The following is a 16,145-nucleotide window of genomic DNA, read 5'->3' on the forward strand; positions in this document are numbered from 1 at the left end:
TATATGCAGATCAGCCACGCCCCGCCCTGGCGGCGACAGCCGAGCAGAATCCCACCACGTTCAGTATAGCGGATCGCGTTACTGAGCAGGTTGCGGATAATCGTTGCCAGCAGCGAGGGATCGCTGAGCGTAACCGCGCTGGTGGTGACGTGGTGCAGGCGCAGGCCCTTGACATCGGCCTGAACCGTCATCTCCTGAACCAGATGGTCCAGCAGCGGTTCAAGCGCGATCTGTTCTTTGTTTTCTTCGATAGCCCCGACATCGATTCGGGCGATCGCGATGATCTCGTCCAGCAGCGTGCTCAGCCGGGTCAGCGATATGTTCAGCATCTCGGCGGCACGGCGCGGGGTGGGGGGAAGATCGGCGGCGCTGATCACCGAGGCGAACAGCGTTAGCGATTGCAGCGGTTGACGCAAATCGTGACCGACCGCCGACAGAAGCAGGCTTTTGCTGTCATCGGCGGCTTTTAATTCGGCGATGGCCCGCCGCAGGGTGCCCAGCGGCCACGCCCGCATCGCCAGAAACAGACCGCAGCCCAGCCCCAGACCCAGCGCCAGCGCGATGCTCTCGCCGATGATCAGATCGGTCGCCTTTCGCCGGACGACCAGATAGGCCGCTAAGTCGCCCGATGCATAGATCGGCAGGCGCATTTCCAGGGCAGGGGCGGTGACCGTGACGTTATTGCTTGCGACCCGCAATCCCGTCGCATCGAGCAGTTCAAGGGATTCGCCCGGTTGGGTTAATCGCCACAGCAGGTCATTGAAGCGTTCCCGTTCGAACCGCCACAAACGCGGGCGGGCCGCGACCGACTGGCCGATGGTTTGGGCGCGAATCCGTCCCGCGACTTCCATCTCGGTTCGGGTCGAGGCAATACCGATCAATCCATAGCTGAGCGGCGGCAATAAAGCGAAAAGGATTGAAATCCCCAGTCCAATCCGGGCCAGTCCACGAATCCGCATCTCGAGAGGGTCACGTCCGACGATCATGGTGGGGGAATGATCCCAAACGTTTCCAAAAGGCGGGTGGCCTGGGGGCCGGTCAGATAGGCCAGAACCTCCCGTGCCTCGCCCGAGGGTGCGGTGCCGGAGACGATCCAGTACGTCTTTGACAGCGGATAGTGTCCGTTGGCCAGGGTGGCAGGATCGGGAGTCTGGCCATTGAGGGTAAGCGGCTTGAGCGGCAATGCCTCGCCGATTTTCTGGGCGAGCGTCAGGGTGCCGATCCCGCCGCTGGCACCGACCATCGTCGCGGCGGCATCCTGATCGGTGACCGCGATCAACATGCCCGGCCGGGCATGGGCGGTGGCGAGGGCGGCAGCCAGTGCCGGAGACGCGGCGGCCAGGACGGTCGAGTCCGAATCCGACGGCGGCCGCAGAACGGGGGTGATCGGTTCGCCGTTACTCCAATGAGTCCGACGTCCGGCCAGGATGTCGGCCAGCCCGTCCAGCGTGATCGCGTTTTCTCCGACCTGGGGCGACACCACCACCATGAACGGCGTCCGCCCCCAGGCAACGTAGTGCAGACCCGACGCGGTTTCCGGTGCCGTCAGCGGGCGGGCCGAGACGCTGAGATCGATCGCGCCGGCGGCAACGGCGCGAATGCCCCCGCTGGTGCCCAAGCTGGAGGGAACTTCGATATGGGTGGCGGGATGGCCGGCCTGGAATCGCTCGGCCAGGGCGCGAACGGCGGGCAGGGCAGATCCGGTTCCCCCGATCGTCACCGTTCCGGCAAGGGCGTTGGCCGAGGCCAGACCTCCCCCCGCGATCAGGACAACGCTGGCGAACCGGCAAAATCGGGCGAAGACATCGAACGCCATCGGCTCAGCCTCTTTCAGACGGAATAGAGAGGAGGCGGGGCCAGATCGAATCGGCGGTGCCGAATGAATGGTGGTGTTCCTCCTTCTCACCTCGGACAGCATAGCTCAACCGGGGGCAGGCAAGAAGAGGATGCGCATTTCCCCTTAAGGTGTGATGCGTCCGAGATGAGGCAGGATGCGATTGCGGTCATTGCTGCCACAGCTCCGCCAGGCTGATTCCTTTTGGTTGAAATATGCTGGGTATATTCCGTATAAGAAGCGGTCTTGAATATCGGGCGATTCTGCCCAAATCTTGCGAACGCGGTTCCAATGAAATCGTACCTGTCAAAGCGGGTGCAGTTGACACGGGCACGCAACGGAACACCTTTTTTACGTTTGGTTATCTTCCTATGACTCATACCGATTCCAACCAACTCGATATCGACCGCGACGAAGTTCACTTTTGCCCCCATTGCGGTCGTAAAACCCGCCATTCCGTGACGCGGGAGCGGGTGTTGATGCCGGTATTGTGGTGCCTGTCCTGCTTTCACACCCATATGGGTGACGTCGACGGCGACGGAGCCTCTATGCTTGCGTCGGCTGAGGCACCGCACCCGATCAGTTCGGGCGAGTCCGCTTTTTTCCAACTCGACCGTGTTTCGATCAGGCTCCGTCCGCCGCCTTGCTTGGTGACGCGGACCTGGATTCCGATGCGGTCGATCATTGGTTGAACGTGCGAGATCACCCCGACCTTGCGGCCCGAGGCGTGCAGGCTTTCCAGCGCCGACAAAGCAAGGTCGAGGCTGGCGGCGTCGAGCGCACCAAATCCCTCGTCGATGAACAGGCTTTCCGCCAGGGTCCGGCGTCCGGTCATGCTGGCCAGTCCCAAGGCCAGCGCCAGCGACACCAGGAAGCGTTCGCCGCCCGACAGGTTGGCGACGCCGCGGATTTCGTCGGCCATATCGCGGTCGATCACCTGAAGATCAAGATCGCCGCCGGGGGCGCGTTGCAGCAGATAGCGCGGCGTCAGATCGGCCAGATGGGCATTGGCCAGCCCGAGCAGGCGGTCAAGCGTCAGCCCTTGGGCGAACAGACGGAATTTCTTGCCGTCGGCGGCCCCGATCAGATCGGCGATGCCTTTCCACAGATCGAAGCTCTGGCGTTGGGTGGCGATCCGCTCGCGGGTGCCTTGGGCAGCATCGCGGTTGCGGTCGTCGTCGGCCAGCCGCTGGCGCAATCCGCTCAGCCGTTCGCGCAGCGCGTCGCGGGCGGCGGCACGCTCGGGCAGCAGAAGATCAAGCGCTTCGGCGCTGCGCTCGGGTTGACCGCTCGCCTCGTGCTCGCGTCGCAGCCGCAGCCGCTCGCCCCACACCGCTTCGGCGCTCGCCACCGCCTGAAGCAAGGCGGCCTGCCGGCGTTCTTCGCTCTCGGCCCAGGCTTCGCCTAGCTCCATCGCGGCGCGGACGGCGGCAAGGTCGAGAGCGATCTCGGCCAGCTTCGCCTCCCGCGCTGCCAGAGCCGCCGCCAAAGCGTCGGCGGTCTGGGTCCGGCTGACCCCCAGGGCGCGGACCCGCTCCAGGGCGATGGCACGATCGCGATCGGCGGCTGCCCAGGAGTCCTGAGCCGCTTGGTGGCGGGCCACCGCCGCCTTGCGAGCCGCCTCGAACCCGTCGCGAATCTCGGCGGTGGCGCGTCCCTCGAAGACGGTCGCCCGCTCGCCCGCCAGAAGGTCAAGCGCCGCTTGCTCCTCACGCGTGCGCTCGGCGGCGCGGGCGGCATTGTGCCGGGCATTGTCTTCGGCGCTGCGGGCGCTGTCGGCCTGGGCGGCGAGACGACGTTCGTGCCCGCGCTCTTCCTCCAGCGTTTGCGTCGTTTTTCCCCAGGTTTCGGCCAGCTTGCGGCAGGCGGCGATCAGGTCGGCCGGGTCGCCGTCTAGCCGTCGTTCGGCATCGGGCAGCACCGCCAGCGGCACGGCCAGACTGGCGGCCAGCCGGGCCTGGTCCGCCCGGGCGCGCCCGGCTTCGGCGCTGGCACGGGATCGCTCCGCCGTCGCGGTGGCGTGACGGGCAGCCAATCCGGTCCGTGTCGCCGCCCGCTGCTCGACATCGCGCCGCAGCCGGTCGCGGGTTTCGGATCGGGTGCGGCGGTCCAACTCGGCCTGCCGGTACGTGCGCAGGCGCTCACCGATTGAGCCGCGTTCGTCCTGGGTTTGCTGGCGCATCGTTTCCAGCGGGGCGTGGTCGGTGACCGCGAACGGATCAGGGGGAAGAGGGAGCGGGCAGGCGGCGGCATCGGCGCTCCATCGCGTCATAACAGCGTCGCGGTCGCGGGCCAGCGTTGTTTCGTCGCGCTCGGCCTGGGTCAGCGCTTCGGCGGCGGCGCGGCGGCTGGCGGCGGCTTCGCCGCCCCGGCGCAGCAGATCGTCGCGCTCGGCCTCGATTTGTGCGACCCGCTGCCGATGGTTCGCCAGCAATCCGGTCAGGGCCGAGGCGATCGCCTCCAACGGATGCTGCCGCGAGCCGCAGACCGGGCACGGTTCGTCTGCAACCAGGGTCTGGCGCAGCACCAGCGCCTGTTCTCCCTCGGCGGCCTCGGCTAGGACCAGCGCCGCCTTGGCCTCGCTGAGGCTGGCGGCGACGATGGTCTGGCGGGTCTCGACCGCCGCTGTCTCCTGGTCGGTCTGATCGCGGCGGGCGGTGGCGGCGGTGCGGCGGGCCGCGATCTCGGCGGCACGGGCGGTTATTGCTGCGGCCTGGGCGGCGGTGTCGAGCAGACGGGCAAGCGCGGCCTCTTGCGCGTCCAGAATCTCGCGCTGCTGCTCCAGCGCGGCGGGATCAAGCGTGGCCAGGGTCGAATCGAGGGTCGCGATCTCCTCGTCCAGTTTGGCCAACTGGGTCCGTTGCGTCGCGTCGGCTGCGTCGATCTGGCTGGTTTCCGCCGCGATCGCCTCCAGAGCGGCGGCGGCCTGTCGGTCGGAATTGGCCGCATCGCGGGCCTGGGCGGCGGCGGTGCCGTGGGCGGCAATCGCGTCGAGCCAGCGGTCAAGCTGTTCGACCAGCGGCTTGCGGGCCTGATTGGCCTCCAGCCACTGTTCCAGACGGGAAATCTTCTCCAGGCTGGCTTTGTGAGTCTGCTCGGCCTCGGCCCGCAATGCGGCGGTTCGGCCCGCTTCGGCCTCGGCTTCGGTTTGGGCGATCCGTGCCTGTTCCAGCCGGGTGCGGCCCTCGGCCAGACGGGTGTCGAGCGCGGCGGCATGGTCAAGCAGCGGCCCCGCCGCCTTGAACGCCGCATCGGCTTGATCGGCTGCCAAGCGGGCGGTGTCGCGGGCCTCTTGCGCCTGGGTGCAGGTGGCTTGGCGGGCCTTGGCCTCCTGTCGCGCCGTGGTTTCCTCGGCCTCCAGCCGGGCCGCTTCCGCCGTCAGCCGGTCGGCCTCGGCCACTTGGGGACGGGCGGTCAGCGCACGGCGAATCTCGGCAAGGCGAACCCGCTCGGGTTCGGCATCGGCCAGCGCCGTCTTGGCCTCGGCGATCCCGGCTTCGGCGGCGGTGACCTGCTCGACCAGAACCCGCGCCGTGCGGTGCCACTGTGCCTCGGCGGTCAGGTGCTCGATCTCGGCCTCCAGCGCCAGCCGTTCGGCTTCAGCGGCGGCACTGTCCGCCTCGATCACCGCGCGGGATTCGTCGTCCAGCACATTGACCCGGCGCAATTCGTCGTCGAGCGCGTCGAGGATCGCCTTTTCCCGTCGCCCGCGCTCGAACGCCGCCACCGACAGCGCGCCATAGATCGCGGTGCCGGTCATCAGTTCCAGCAATTCGGCCCGCTCGGCCGGGCGGGCGCGGAGAAAGGCGTCGAACTCGTTCTGGGCCAGCAGCACCGAGCGGCGGAACTGGTCGAAATCCAGCCCGACCCGGTCGCGGATTTCCTTCAACACCTCGGTCTTGGTGTGGCCCAACTGGCTGTTATCGGCGAGATCGGTCAGTGACATCGCCTGGGCCTGAAGCCGTTCGCCGACCCGGTTGCGGGCGCGGCGGACTTCCCAGCGGGCGCGATAGCGTCTGCCATCATGGCCCTGGAAATCGACCTCGGCGAAGCCGTTGGCGGTGCCGTGGCGCAAGATCAGCCGGACATCGGTGCCCGACAGCCGTTCCGATTCGCCGCCGACTTCGGTCTTCGATGCCTGTTCCAGCCGGGGTAGCCGGTCGTAAAGCGCCAGGCACAGCGCGTCGAGCAGGGTGCTTTTGCCCGCTCCGGTCGGGCCGGTGATCGCGAACAGCCCGGTCCCGGCCAGCGGTGCCGCCTCGAAATCAATCTCGAACTCCCCGGCCAGACTGGCGAGGTTGCGTCCGCGCAAAGCGAGAATCCTCATGTGGGCTCTCCGCTTTCCAGGCTTTCCAGCAATTCGCGGAAGGCGTCCAGGGTCGCTTCGGGCGGGGCATCGCAATAGGTGCGCTGCCAGCAGCGGACGAACACCTCTTCCGGCACCATCGTTTCCAGATCGGGCGGGGGGGCCGCGCCGTTCGACGCGGCGGCCTGGGTCTCGACCTTCAGCCGGGCCAGCCGCAGCCCCTTGCCCGCGATGGCCTCGTCAACGTCGCGGCGCAGCGACGGCAGCGGCCCGTCGGCGGCAATCACGATATCGAGATAGGGCCACAATTCGCGCGGTTGCGCCGGATCGGCGACCAGGGCGCGGAGCGCGGCCAGCGCGTCTTCGACCAACGCCGCGCCACGGCTCGGTACCCGGACGATGTCGACCGTGCGCGGTACGATCAGCGGGGTTACTTTCGCCGCTCCGTCGTCCAGATCGACCATGACGACCTGATGGCGGTAATCGCGCTCGACCACCGACAAAGGCAGCGGCGAGCCGCTATAGCGCACTTCGGCGCGGCCGCCGACGCATTGCGCTTTGTGCAGGTGGCCAAGCGCGACATAAGCGAGATCGGTGGGGAATAGATCGACCGGCAAGGCATGCTGATTGCCGCCCAGAATCCGCCGCTCCGACAGGTCCGATAATTCGCTGCCGGTCATGTAGCAATGGCCGGTGGCGATCAGCGCCTGTCCCGGCTCCAGCCGCGCCGCAACCCCCGCCAGCGCCTCGTGGTAAACCTCGCGCACGCCCCAGATCAGCGGGTCGTCGCAATCGTCCGGGGCAGGGGGCAGATCGGGCAGGCGCAGGAACGGCACCGCCGCGACCAGGGCGGCGACCGTGCCGTCGCTGTCGTGGAGCGGCACGGTCAGCCGGTCGAAATCGAGACCGCCCCCGGCGATGCGGGGCAGCGAGCCGATCACCCGGACACCAAAGGGATCGAGCAGCGGACCGGGCGCTTCCAGCCGTCCGGCGGAATCATGATTGCCGCCGATCAGAACAATATCGAGATCGGGCTTGCGGTTCCGCACCTCGGCGATGAAGCGGTACAATTGCCGCTGCGCCCCGATCGGCGGATTCTGGCTGTCATAGATATCGCCGGTGACCAGCAAGGCGTCGGCGTCCTGCGTGACCAATTGATCGGCCAGCCAGTCGAGGAAGGCCTGATGCTCGGCCTCGCGCGGGATGTCGTGGAAATCCTGCCCAAGATGCCAGTCGGCGGTGTGGAAAAAACGCATAAGGAAACCGCCCGCGTAAAAGCGCGAGCGTCGCCGCCGCACCCGCCGATGTCAAGCGGCCCCTTGCGATTATTGCGGCAGGATCGCGTCGACCACCGCCGCGTAATGGCACGCCGCCGCGACCAGGACGAAGCAATGCCAGATTGCATTCTGGAACGGCAACCGTGTCCACAGATGGAAGATCACCCCGGTGGTGTAGAAGATGCCGCCAACCAGCAGCAGCACCAGCGCCGCGACCGGCAGCGCCTGGATGATCGAGCCGATCACGAACAACCCGACCCAGCCGAGTGCGAGATAGAGAGCGACCGAGAGCCGTTCGAACCGGTGCGGCCATCCCAGTTTCAGCACCAGACCAAGCCCGGCGATGCTCCACACCAGGGCGAGCAGACTATAGCCGACGGTGCCGCCAATGCTGATCATCGCCAGCGGGGTATAGGTTCCGGCGATCATTACATAGATCGCGGCATGGTCGAACCGGCGCAGCAAGGTCTTGCGGTGCGGAACCACGGTCAGGTTATAGGCGGCGGAAAACCAGAAGGTCGCGATCAGTCCCAGGGAATAGATCGCCGCCGCAGTGAACAGCAAAATGTCGCCTGCGGCTCCGGTCAGACCGAGGAGGGTCAGCGCGCCAAGCCCCGACAGAACCATCCCGAGGATGTGGACGACGCCATCGAAGCGGCGTTCGGCTGGGGTGTATTGCGGGTGCATGATCGCCGATGCTCCTGACTTTGCCCGACCGGGGGTGATCCCGGTGTCGCCGGAGATCAACCGACCTCCAGCATAGCTCGGGTTGGGTTCGGTTTGAACCGAGCCGAAATGGGTATATTCCCCACCTCTTTCTCGATCGTCGGTGATCAGGAGGGATGGGTCGCGTTGGTCGCCAGAATCTTCAACAGGGTGTGACCGGCGCTGTAATCCCAGTTAAACGCGTTTTGCAGCACGACGACGGCGGTATGGTGGGCGGTGTCGATGCCGAGATAGCTGGTATAGCCCGCGACGATGCCGACCTGATAGGTGATGTGGAGGCCCAGCACGTCATCGGCGATCCAGGCTGCTGCCGCCGCCTGTCGTGGGCGGGGATAGCGGACCCGTACGGCGTCGGTCAGACTCCGGCCCAACGGGGTATCGTCGGTCTTCACATGCGCAGCCGCGAAGGCGAGCAGATCGCGGGCACAGGAATACAGCGCCGCCGAGCCGCGCAGGATGTCGGTAAAGCGCCAGTCCGGCACCGTTTCGCCGCGCCGGATGAATTTGGGCTGGTCACCGGCATGACCGATGGCGCGGGTGTCATAGCCGGGCAGGCGTTCTGCGACATAGCCGGTGCGGGTCAGTCCCAGCGGCCCGGTAATCCGCTCGGCCAGCAGATCGTCGACCGAACGGCCCGACCGCACCGCGGCAACGTGGGACAACAGCCCATAGCCGATATTGGAATAGCGCGGCAGTACCTCGTCAGGGGCGGAGAAATCGGCGAGATAGGCCAGCACCGCATCGCGGTCGAGATGCTGGTAGAAATTCTCGCCGGTGAACAGATAAGAGACGAATCCGGCGAGAACGGTCGCATCAAGCGGCTGGCGCGGCAGACCCGAGGTGTGGGTGGCAAGCTGTTCGACGGTGATCCGGGCGGCGTCGGGACTGAGCTGTGTGCTGGGCGGCAGCAGCGAGCCGAGCGGGTCGGCCCAGGACAGGCTTCCCTCCTGCACCATCGTCGCGACAATCGCCGCCATGAAGCCCTTGCTGAGCGATCCGATCGCGAACAGCGTGTCGGGGCCGGGCGGTGCTCCGTCGGGCTGGCCGGTGGTGCCATAGCCGTAAAAGCGGGTGGTGCCGTCGGGAAGTAGCAAACCGACGATCAGGCCGGGGGTCTCGCCCTGCGTGACCAGGGGGGCGGCGATCTTCTCGACCTGTTCGGCCAGATCGGAGCGCCCCGTGGGCAAGGTGGCGGGATCAATCTCCCAGGTGGTCAGGGTGCCGCAGGCCGACAGCACCACCGCCAGGGCCAAATTGGCGAGAAAATGGGGCGCTCGGCGGATGATTCCGGTCTGGGCCTTCCTTTCCCGAACTCCCGTCCGCTCCTGTCCCACCACCCCCTCAGCCGACATTCCCCGCCATCCCAACCATAACGTTACATTTTGCCGCCTTTCCTACCATTTCGTCTAAGGAAACACCATTCGAACGAAATAGGGCGATGTCCATGCCGGGGATAACAAAGCCCCAAAACGAAAAACCCCCGCACCAGGGGGGTAGGGCGGGGGGCTTTCCGAGGGAGGACTTTTGAGTGGCTGAGGCTCAGAAGCTTATGAAGAAACAATGCCATCAAACGGATTACCGCATCGTGGCCGTCGCATGATCTTTTTGTAATTTTGTGGTGAGGCGGCGTCCCACCGTGGGCTTGACCAGGATCAAGGACGGATTGGGCAGCCTCGGGCATCGTGGCGGGGTCAGGCAGCAGGAGTCTCCGCCCGTGACCGTTCCGCGTTCTCCGTCCCCCGACGATGAAGTCATCCCCGAGCCGGGGGTGTTTGATGTCCGCTCCCTGCTGGCGAATGGTGTCGATCCTTATGATTCCGTGATTGCCGCCTCGAGCCGGATTGCTCTGGGCGACCGTCTGACCATTGATGCCCCCTTCAATCCGACCCCGTTGCGCCGGGCGATGGGAAAGCGGGGCTTTTCCTCGCGGGCGCAAAAGCTGGGCGAGGGGCACTGGCGGGTGGTCTTTCTCCATGACGGCGGCATTGATTGGGAGCGCCGTGCCGAAGCCGAGACTCTGCCCGAAGGGGCGATGCAATGGACCGAGGAAGATGGCATTCACCTTGATGTCCGCCGTCTGCCTCCGCCCGAGCCGTTGCGGGTGATTCTGCGCCTTGTCGAAAGCCTGGGCGAAAGCGGGACCATCGTGGTTCATCATGACCGCGACCCGGTGTTTCTGGCCCCCGAACTGGCTGAACGCGGCTGGCGGATTGTCCGCACCGAAGCCGCCCCGGCCGATCTCCGGCTGTGGCTTGAGCCGGAGACACGCTGATGCTGCCCGGTCTGCCCGCCGATGCCGCCGACCGGCTGTTGCCGCCGTCGCTGCCCGGCCGCTTCTTTGCCGTTGCCGTGCTGTACCATATCGCCGGATGGGCATTGTTGGCCTGGGCCGGGCCGGGCGCGATCCTGGGCTTCGTCGGCGGGTTGGGGCCGGTGGTGGCGGCGCTCCACCTGATCACCCTGGGCACGCTGGCGATGACCGCGCTGGGTGCGGCGATCCAGATGTTGCCGATCGCCACCTGTCGGCCGCTGGGGCCGCTGTGGGCCTGTCGGCTGATGTTCTGGCTGTACGCCCCCGGCATCGGCGCGCTGTCGGCTGGGCTGGCGCTGGCCGATCCCACCCTGCGCTCGGTCGGTGCCGGGCTGACCCTGGCCGGGCTGGCGCTGTTCGGGCTGCTGGTCGGGCTGCATCTGCGCCGGGTTGAGGACATGCCCGGATTGGTCCGTCATCTCGGCCTGTCGCTGGCGTCGCTGCTCGGTCTCGGCCTGCTCGGACTGGCTCTGGTCGCCGATTTCTCGACCGGATGGTTGGGCAATCATGCCGCGATTGCCGCCGCCCATGCCGTTCTCGGCGGCTATGGTTTCATGGGCTCGCTGGCGCTGGGATTTTCCTATGTGTTGATCCCGATGTTCGTGCTGGGGCCGTCGATCCCCGATGCCGAGCGCGGTCGCGGCGCAATCCTGGTCGGGCTCGCTTTGGTCACCGGGGCAAGCGGGGCCGCCTTGGGTCTGGGCGGTTTGGCAGCCTTGGGCGCGGGGCTGGGGCTGGTCGCGCTGGGGCACCATCTTCGCACCCTGGCCGCCAGCGTGCGGCGGCGGATGCGGCGCCGGTTCGAGCCGTTCTTCCGGCTGGTCGTGCTGTCCTGGGCGATGCTGGCGGCCAGTCTGCTGGTCGGGCTGGCCCTGGCGCTGGGTGCGCCCGCCGATCCGTGGGCGGCGCTGTGGGGCTTTTTGCTGGTGTTCGGCTGGTTGCTCGGCTTCGTCCTGGCGATCCTCCAGCGCATCATGCCGTTTCTTGCCGCGATGCATTCGTCCTGCGGCGGGCGGCCCCCGGCGTTGCCATCACGGCTCGCCCCGGCCTGGGCCTCCGATCTTCACTTCGTTTGTCACTGTGCCGCGCTGGTCCTGATCGCGGCCGGTCTGGTCGGCGGCTGGTCCTGGCCGCTGTGGCTGGGGACCGGGGCCGGTCTGCTGGGCGCACTGTTCTTTGCGATCTATGCCGCTGCGGTGCCGTGGCGGCTGTCCTGTCACCGCGCGGCCTTTGCCGCCTCTCTCTAAAAGGAATTCCGATGTTCCCCACCACTCAGATCGGCTCTTTGCTCCACCGCGACCACATGGCCACCGTCGAAGCGCTGGAGGCTCTGGAGCGGTTGTTGTCGAAGAACCGCAAGACTCCGCCGCTCGATGCCGCGTTGAAGGAATGGCTGGGCTGGCTGGCGGGGGTTCTGCGCGCCGAGGTCGAGACTCATTTCGGCTTCGAGGAAGGCCGGGTGTTCCCGCTGTTCCTGGCCCAGGGCCAGACCGGGATCGTCGAGATCCTGACCCAGGAGCACGAGACGATCCTCCCCATGGCCCGCAATCTGGCCGAGATGGCCGAAGCGGCGATCGCTGCTGGGGGCTTCGCCGATTCCGACTGGGCGACCTTCCGGATGAAGGGCGGCGAACTGATCGAACGCGAGTTGTTCCACATCCAGAAGGAAGAGATGGGGCTGCTGGCCGGGATCGCTGCCCTGATCGATCCTGCCACCGATGCGGCGCTGGCCGAGGCGTTCGCGGCGCTGGAGCGCTGAACCCCTATCCTACAGCCGGAGCGGATGCTGCGGTCCGAACGAGGCGATCAGCAGCGATAATCCCAGCAGAAGGATCACGAGTCCGCCGATCAGCGTGACGGCTGGCCCGATCCAGCGGCGGCGGGACCGGCCGCCCAGCAGGGTGACGGTCCATTGCCGGGCTTTCACCGTCATCACCGCCAGAGACGCGACGGTGATGGCGGTGCCCACCGACATCGCGGCGACGGCGGCAATCCCGGCACCGGTCAACTCCAGCACGTTAGCCAGCGCCAGGACCAGCACCGCCCCGCTGCACGGGCGCAATCCCACCGACAGCAAGACGCCAAGCGTGGACTTCAGACCATGGGCACCTTCGATCTGGCGCGGTGTCGGGCCGTGGGCGCAGCCGCAACCAGGGCCGTGGATGTGGCGGTGCCCGATCGCCTGAAGGGGCGCGGGGCGAAGGCGTGACACCAGATCATAAGCGGCCCGTCCGGCGAACAGGCCTCCCATCCCCGCCAGCAGGGCGAAGCTCAATCGCTCGCTCCACCTTATGGCGGTGTTGGTGTCGTGCTCCAATCCGTTGGCGAGGCTGACCAGCCCGGTGACCAGCACGATTGCGACCAATCCCTGGACCAGCGATGAGGCTGCCGCCAGCAAGATGCCGCGTTTCAGATTGCTTTCGTGGGTCAACAGGTAGGTGGCGATCACCGCCTTGCCGTGGCCCGGACCGGCGGCATGGAAAACGCCATAGAGGAAGCTGACCCCGATCAGGGTGAAGCCGACGGCGGCTGATCCTTCCGCTTCCAGGGCGCGCAGATGCTGGGCCAGATCGCGGTGGAACAACCGCTGCTGCTCTAAAATCCAGGCAATGACGGTATCCCAAACCCCTGGCGTTGGCGCGGCTTGTGCCACCCAAGCGGAATGCACGGCACTCAGGGCCAGGGCGACAAGGGCAAGGGTCAGGGCTGGGCGTCGCATCTGATCTCTACTTTTTCGGCAAATTGTTTGCCTAATCCGTCCCCGCCGCTCTGGGTGCGGTCGAGCGCAGCAGCCTTGGCCACCGCCTTCGGATCGGGTGCAGGCTGGATCAGCGTGAACCGGCAGGACGGCGGCGCGCCGGTCAGGCGGATCGCGTCCTTGCTCTCGGCGTGCAGCATTTCGATGTAGTAGGTCGGGTCGAACACCCAATAGGTCAGCGGAACGTCTGTCGGCGATACGGCTTCGGCAAGGGGGAGCACGAAGGTCATCCGCAGACGATGCTTTTCCATCCGTGCCGAATGCTCGGTGGGACGCATGAAGCCGATGCTCCGGCTCCCGGCCTGGACCTGGGTAAAATACCCCCAATCCTTGAGGTTGCCGAGGATGCGGGTGGTCAGCAGGTCCATCTTCGCCTGCTCGCCCTTCTGCACTGTGTCGGCGGTGTAGAATTCGTCGAACAGCCAGCTTTGCTTGAGCGCCGTCACCTTGCCGCTCATGTCGAACAGCACCTCCACCGACATGTCGATCCAGGCGTGAGGATGGGCGGAGGCAGCCCGGATACCCCCCAGCATCATCGCCAGCACAGCCAGGAATAGCGTTGTTCGTCTCACCTTGCGTTCTCATGCCACGATGTCGTTTCCCCGCATGATGGCGGGGAAGGCGGCCAAGATGTGGCAGGTTGGAGACTAATGACAAGCGCCGACGCGGTTGCCGCGTGATTCACAGGGGGGGCGAAGGGAGTCTTCGATCGCAACGCCGATGTGTGGAACGGCGTTTTATGGGGCCTGACTTTCACATCCTGTCCGATTTTACGGTGCCACCGCGGCTTCACCGGAGACACTGACCGATCGCCGACGCCTTCAATGATCGTGGCGGTGATGGGCGTCGGGATAATGCGGGTGGGAATGGAGTAGCGGGAGGTGGCGATGCGGATGGGCGTGCGGCTCCTCCGGTTCGGCGCCGTCATGATGGCGGTGATGGTCGTCGTGGGTGTGGAGGTGATCGTGTTCGATTGCCTCATGCCGGTGGGAATGCTCGTGCCGCTCGGTCAGGTGTAGCCACACCCCCAGCCCCATCAGCAGCCCGGCCACGATCAGGCGCAGCGTCAGCGGTTCCGAGAACCCTACCACCGCGACCAGCGCCCCGATGAACGGTGCTGTCGAGAAATAGGCTCCGGTGCGGGCGGTGCCCAGTTCGCGCAGGGCCACGACGAAGGCGGCGAGGCTGAGGCCATAGCCGACGAAGCCCAGCCCGGCCGCCAGCGCCAGCGGTCCCGCCCCCGGGAGCGTTGCGCCCGCCGCGAGGGCGAGCAGGACATTGACGCTTCCCGCCGCCAGTCCCTTGATCGCGGCGATCGTCAGCGGATCGGCCAGCGATACCTTGCGGGTCAGATTGTTGTCGATGCCCCAGCATAAACAGGCGGCGAGAATGGCCAGCGCCGGTCCCGACGCTTCGACCGGGGCTTGGGTTCCAGGCCAGGACAGCACGACCGCCCCGGCGACGATCGCCGCCATCCCGGCGACGATGCGGCGGTCGGCGTTCTCACGAAACACGATCCAGGCGAGCAGGGCGGTGAACACTGCCTCGGCATTCAGCAGCAGCGAAGCGGTTCCAGCGCTGCTGCCGACCAACCCGATCAGCAGCAGCACCGGGGCGACGATCCCGCCCGCCAGGATCGCTCCGGCCAGCCAGGGAACGTCGGTCCGGGCCAGACGGACCCCGCTGCCGGGGGTGAGCAGGCGCAGCGTGGCAAGGCCGAGGCCCGAGCCGAGATACAGGCTTCCCGCCAGCAGCCAGGGATCGAGCGCGCCCAGCAATGCCTTCGCCAGCGGAGTGCTGACCCCGAACAGCATCGCGGCGGCCAGGGCGGCGGCAACCCCTTTATGGGTCAAGGCGGGGGCTCCCTTGTTCGTCTGCTTCCTTATGCTCTTGGCGCAGGTCTAGGAAAATCTTTGTCTGAATTCGTCCATCCGTTCGATCGGAACGGCAACGATATTGATCTGGGACGGCAATTGGAACCGCTGCGCAGGAAGAAACGGGACCAGGGCGAGTTCCGAATTGTCCGTAGATTCTGCCACGATGCAGTTCTGGGTGCCGGAGACCCAGCCGGGGAAAAAGAACCGGTAGTTCTGTCGGTTCAACAGGTCGAGCGGTGCAAGGGTAATTTCCGGCTGTTCACGAAGCAGCCAGTTTTCAAAAACGATGAAAGGGCGGTCGCGGGCGATGATCTGGGAGGCGCCGGTCAGGACTGCCAATTCATGGTCTTCTGCGTCGATCTTAATCACGCTTGGGGCGGAAATCTCGAGGCTGTCCAGTTTGGCAAGGCGGACCTGAGTGTCGCCGACCGCTCCCAAACGGGCGAGGCCGCTTTGCACGCCATCGGGAAAGGACATCGACGTTTGGCCGTCTTTGTCGGCCAGCGCGATTTCGTGACAGACGATCCGATCTTGCTGCTCGGATTGTTCAACAAGCGACGCAAGATCGGCGAAGGTGGATGGAAACGGTTCGAAGGCGTGAATCGCGCCTTTGAACGACGTGCGGCTGGCGATCAGCAGCGAATACCATCCCCAGTTCGCACCGATGTCGTAGAAGACATCGTTGTCTCCGACCAACCGGTCGAGCAGGGCCGAGGTTTCCGGTTCGTAGACCGGAAGGCATTGCGGAAGGTACAGAGCGCCGAATTGGGTGTTTCGGGCATTGAAGGCAACCTTGCGCGGTCCCTTGGCCGTGTGAATGATGAGCTTGCCCGCGCCACCCGCGCCGACGGACAAGAGCGCGCGAAACAGACGTTTGGCCGGTTTTCCGATAAATCGTTTCGATACCCGTCGCCGCTTGCTGAACGCGGCCTTGTGGACTTTTGACAGGAAGGACAGGGACTCCACCTGAAACGGATTGCGCAGCACCACACGGCAACGGATCGTGTCCGTTTCATCAATAGCTGACATTAGGAGTTCCCGAAAAAGAAAATGGAG

Annotated in this window: 13 protein-coding genes; 3 read left to right on the forward strand and 10 right to left on the reverse strand. The window is 66.0% G+C overall.

What is annotated here, in order from left to right; translation table 11 throughout:
- From K678_RS17615 to K678_RS05835, 6 genes are all read right to left on the reverse strand, one after another.
- A partial coding sequence (locus K678_RS17615; RefSeq protein ID WP_021131527.1) for a sensor histidine kinase occupies nucleotides 1-986 on the reverse strand: 986 nt, incomplete at its 3' end.
- On the reverse strand, nucleotides 983-1,816 hold the full coding sequence (locus K678_RS05815) for a PstS family phosphate ABC transporter substrate-binding protein (RefSeq protein ID WP_021131528.1): 834 nt from the start codon (nucleotides 1,814-1,816) through the stop codon (nucleotides 983-985). The genes K678_RS17615 and K678_RS05815, both read right to left, overlap by 4 nt.
- Before the next feature lie 526 nt (nucleotides 1,817-2,342).
- On the reverse strand, nucleotides 2,343-6,161 hold the full coding sequence (locus K678_RS05820) for an AAA family ATPase (protein ID WP_021131529.1): 3,819 nt from the start codon (nucleotides 6,159-6,161) through the stop codon (nucleotides 2,343-2,345).
- A complete protein-coding gene (locus K678_RS05825) occupies nucleotides 6,158-7,396 on the reverse strand; it encodes an exonuclease SbcCD subunit D (RefSeq protein WP_021131530.1) in 1,239 nt (412 codons plus the stop codon). Before K678_RS05825 ends, K678_RS05820 begins: the two co-directional genes overlap by 4 nt.
- A 69-nt stretch (nucleotides 7,397-7,465) precedes the next feature.
- Nucleotides 7,466-8,164, reverse strand: coding sequence for a PAQR family membrane homeostasis protein TrhA (trhA, locus tag K678_RS05830; protein ID WP_231376214.1), 699 nt, complete (start codon nucleotides 8,162-8,164; stop codon nucleotides 7,466-7,468).
- 86 nt (nucleotides 8,165-8,250) lie between these two features.
- The gene (locus tag K678_RS05835) at nucleotides 8,251-9,495 is read right to left on the reverse strand and encodes a serine hydrolase domain-containing protein (protein WP_021131532.1); all 1,245 of its coding nucleotides are present in this window, start codon (nucleotides 9,493-9,495) and stop codon (nucleotides 8,251-8,253) included.
- A gap of 362 nt (nucleotides 9,496-9,857) precedes the next feature.
- On the opposite strand from K678_RS05835, the gene K678_RS05840 reads away from it, so the two are divergent.
- The 3 genes from K678_RS05840 to K678_RS05850 are packed head-to-tail and all read left to right on the forward strand — an operon-like array spanning nucleotide 9,858 to nucleotide 12,213.
- A complete protein-coding gene (locus K678_RS05840) occupies nucleotides 9,858-10,415 on the forward strand; it encodes a DUF2249 domain-containing protein (RefSeq protein ID WP_021131533.1) in 558 nt (185 codons plus the stop codon).
- Entirely contained in the window at nucleotides 10,415-11,701 is a 1,287-nt protein-coding gene (locus K678_RS05845) for a hypothetical protein (RefSeq protein ID WP_021131534.1), read from the forward strand. Before K678_RS05840 ends, K678_RS05845 begins: the two co-directional genes overlap by 1 nt.
- Nucleotides 11,702-11,712: 11 nt before the next feature.
- Nucleotides 11,713-12,213, forward strand: coding sequence for a hemerythrin domain-containing protein (locus tag K678_RS05850; protein ID WP_021131535.1), 501 nt, complete (start codon nucleotides 11,713-11,715; stop codon nucleotides 12,211-12,213).
- A 9-nt stretch (nucleotides 12,214-12,222) separates the two neighbouring features.
- On the opposite strand, the gene K678_RS05855 is transcribed toward K678_RS05850, so the two are convergent.
- The 4 genes from K678_RS05855 to K678_RS05870 form a co-directional block, all read right to left on the reverse strand.
- The gene (locus K678_RS05855; RefSeq protein WP_021131536.1) at nucleotides 12,223-13,173 is read right to left on the reverse strand and encodes a nickel/cobalt transporter; all 951 of its coding nucleotides are present in this window, start codon (nucleotides 13,171-13,173) and stop codon (nucleotides 12,223-12,225) included.
- On the reverse strand, nucleotides 13,155-13,784 hold the full coding sequence (locus K678_RS05860) for a DUF1007 family protein (RefSeq protein WP_039852184.1): 630 nt from the start codon (nucleotides 13,782-13,784) through the stop codon (nucleotides 13,155-13,157). Before K678_RS05860 ends, K678_RS05855 begins: the two co-directional genes overlap by 19 nt.
- 249 nt (nucleotides 13,785-14,033) lie before the next feature.
- On the reverse strand, nucleotides 14,034-15,065 hold the full coding sequence (locus K678_RS05865) for a DMT family transporter (protein WP_021131538.1): 1,032 nt from the start codon (nucleotides 15,063-15,065) through the stop codon (nucleotides 14,034-14,036).
- 48 nt (nucleotides 15,066-15,113) lie between these two features.
- Complete coding sequence (locus K678_RS05870; protein WP_039852187.1) at nucleotides 15,114-16,118, reverse strand: FkbM family methyltransferase; 1,005 nt, start codon at nucleotides 16,116-16,118, stop codon at nucleotides 15,114-15,116.
- Nucleotides 16,119-16,145 lie beyond the last annotated feature (27 nt).

The organism is Magnetospirillum fulvum MGU-K5, assembly GCF_000442515.1.
Taxonomy (GTDB): domain Bacteria; phylum Pseudomonadota; class Alphaproteobacteria; order Rhodospirillales; family Magnetospirillaceae; genus Phaeospirillum; species Phaeospirillum fulvum_B.

Bases quoted from the DNA above. Each gene is read 5' to 3' on its own strand.
- K678_RS05815 (WP_021131528.1), bottom strand. From the start codon at position 1,816: ATGGCGTTCGATGTCTTCGCCCGATTTTGCCGGTTCGCCAGCGTTGTC.
- K678_RS05820 (WP_021131529.1), bottom strand. From the start codon at position 6,161: ATGAGGATTCTCGCTTTGCGCGGACGCAACCTCGCCAGTCTGGCCGGG.
- K678_RS05825 (WP_021131530.1), bottom strand. From the start codon at position 7,396: ATGCGTTTTTTCCACACCGCCGACTGGCATCTTGGGCAGGATTTCCAC.
- K678_RS05835 (WP_021131532.1), bottom strand. From the start codon at position 9,495: ATGTCGGCTGAGGGGGTGGTGGGACAGGAGCGGACGGGAGTTCGGGAA.
- K678_RS05845 (WP_021131534.1), top strand. From the start codon at position 10,415: ATGCTGCCCGGTCTGCCCGCCGATGCCGCCGACCGGCTGTTGCCGCCG.
- K678_RS05850 (WP_021131535.1), top strand. From the start codon at position 11,713: ATGTTCCCCACCACTCAGATCGGCTCTTTGCTCCACCGCGACCACATG.
- K678_RS05855 (WP_021131536.1), bottom strand. From the start codon at position 13,173: ATGCGACGCCCAGCCCTGACCCTTGCCCTTGTCGCCCTGGCCCTGAGT.
- K678_RS05870 (WP_039852187.1), bottom strand. From the start codon at position 16,118: ATGTCAGCTATTGATGAAACGGACACGATCCGTTGCCGTGTGGTGCTG.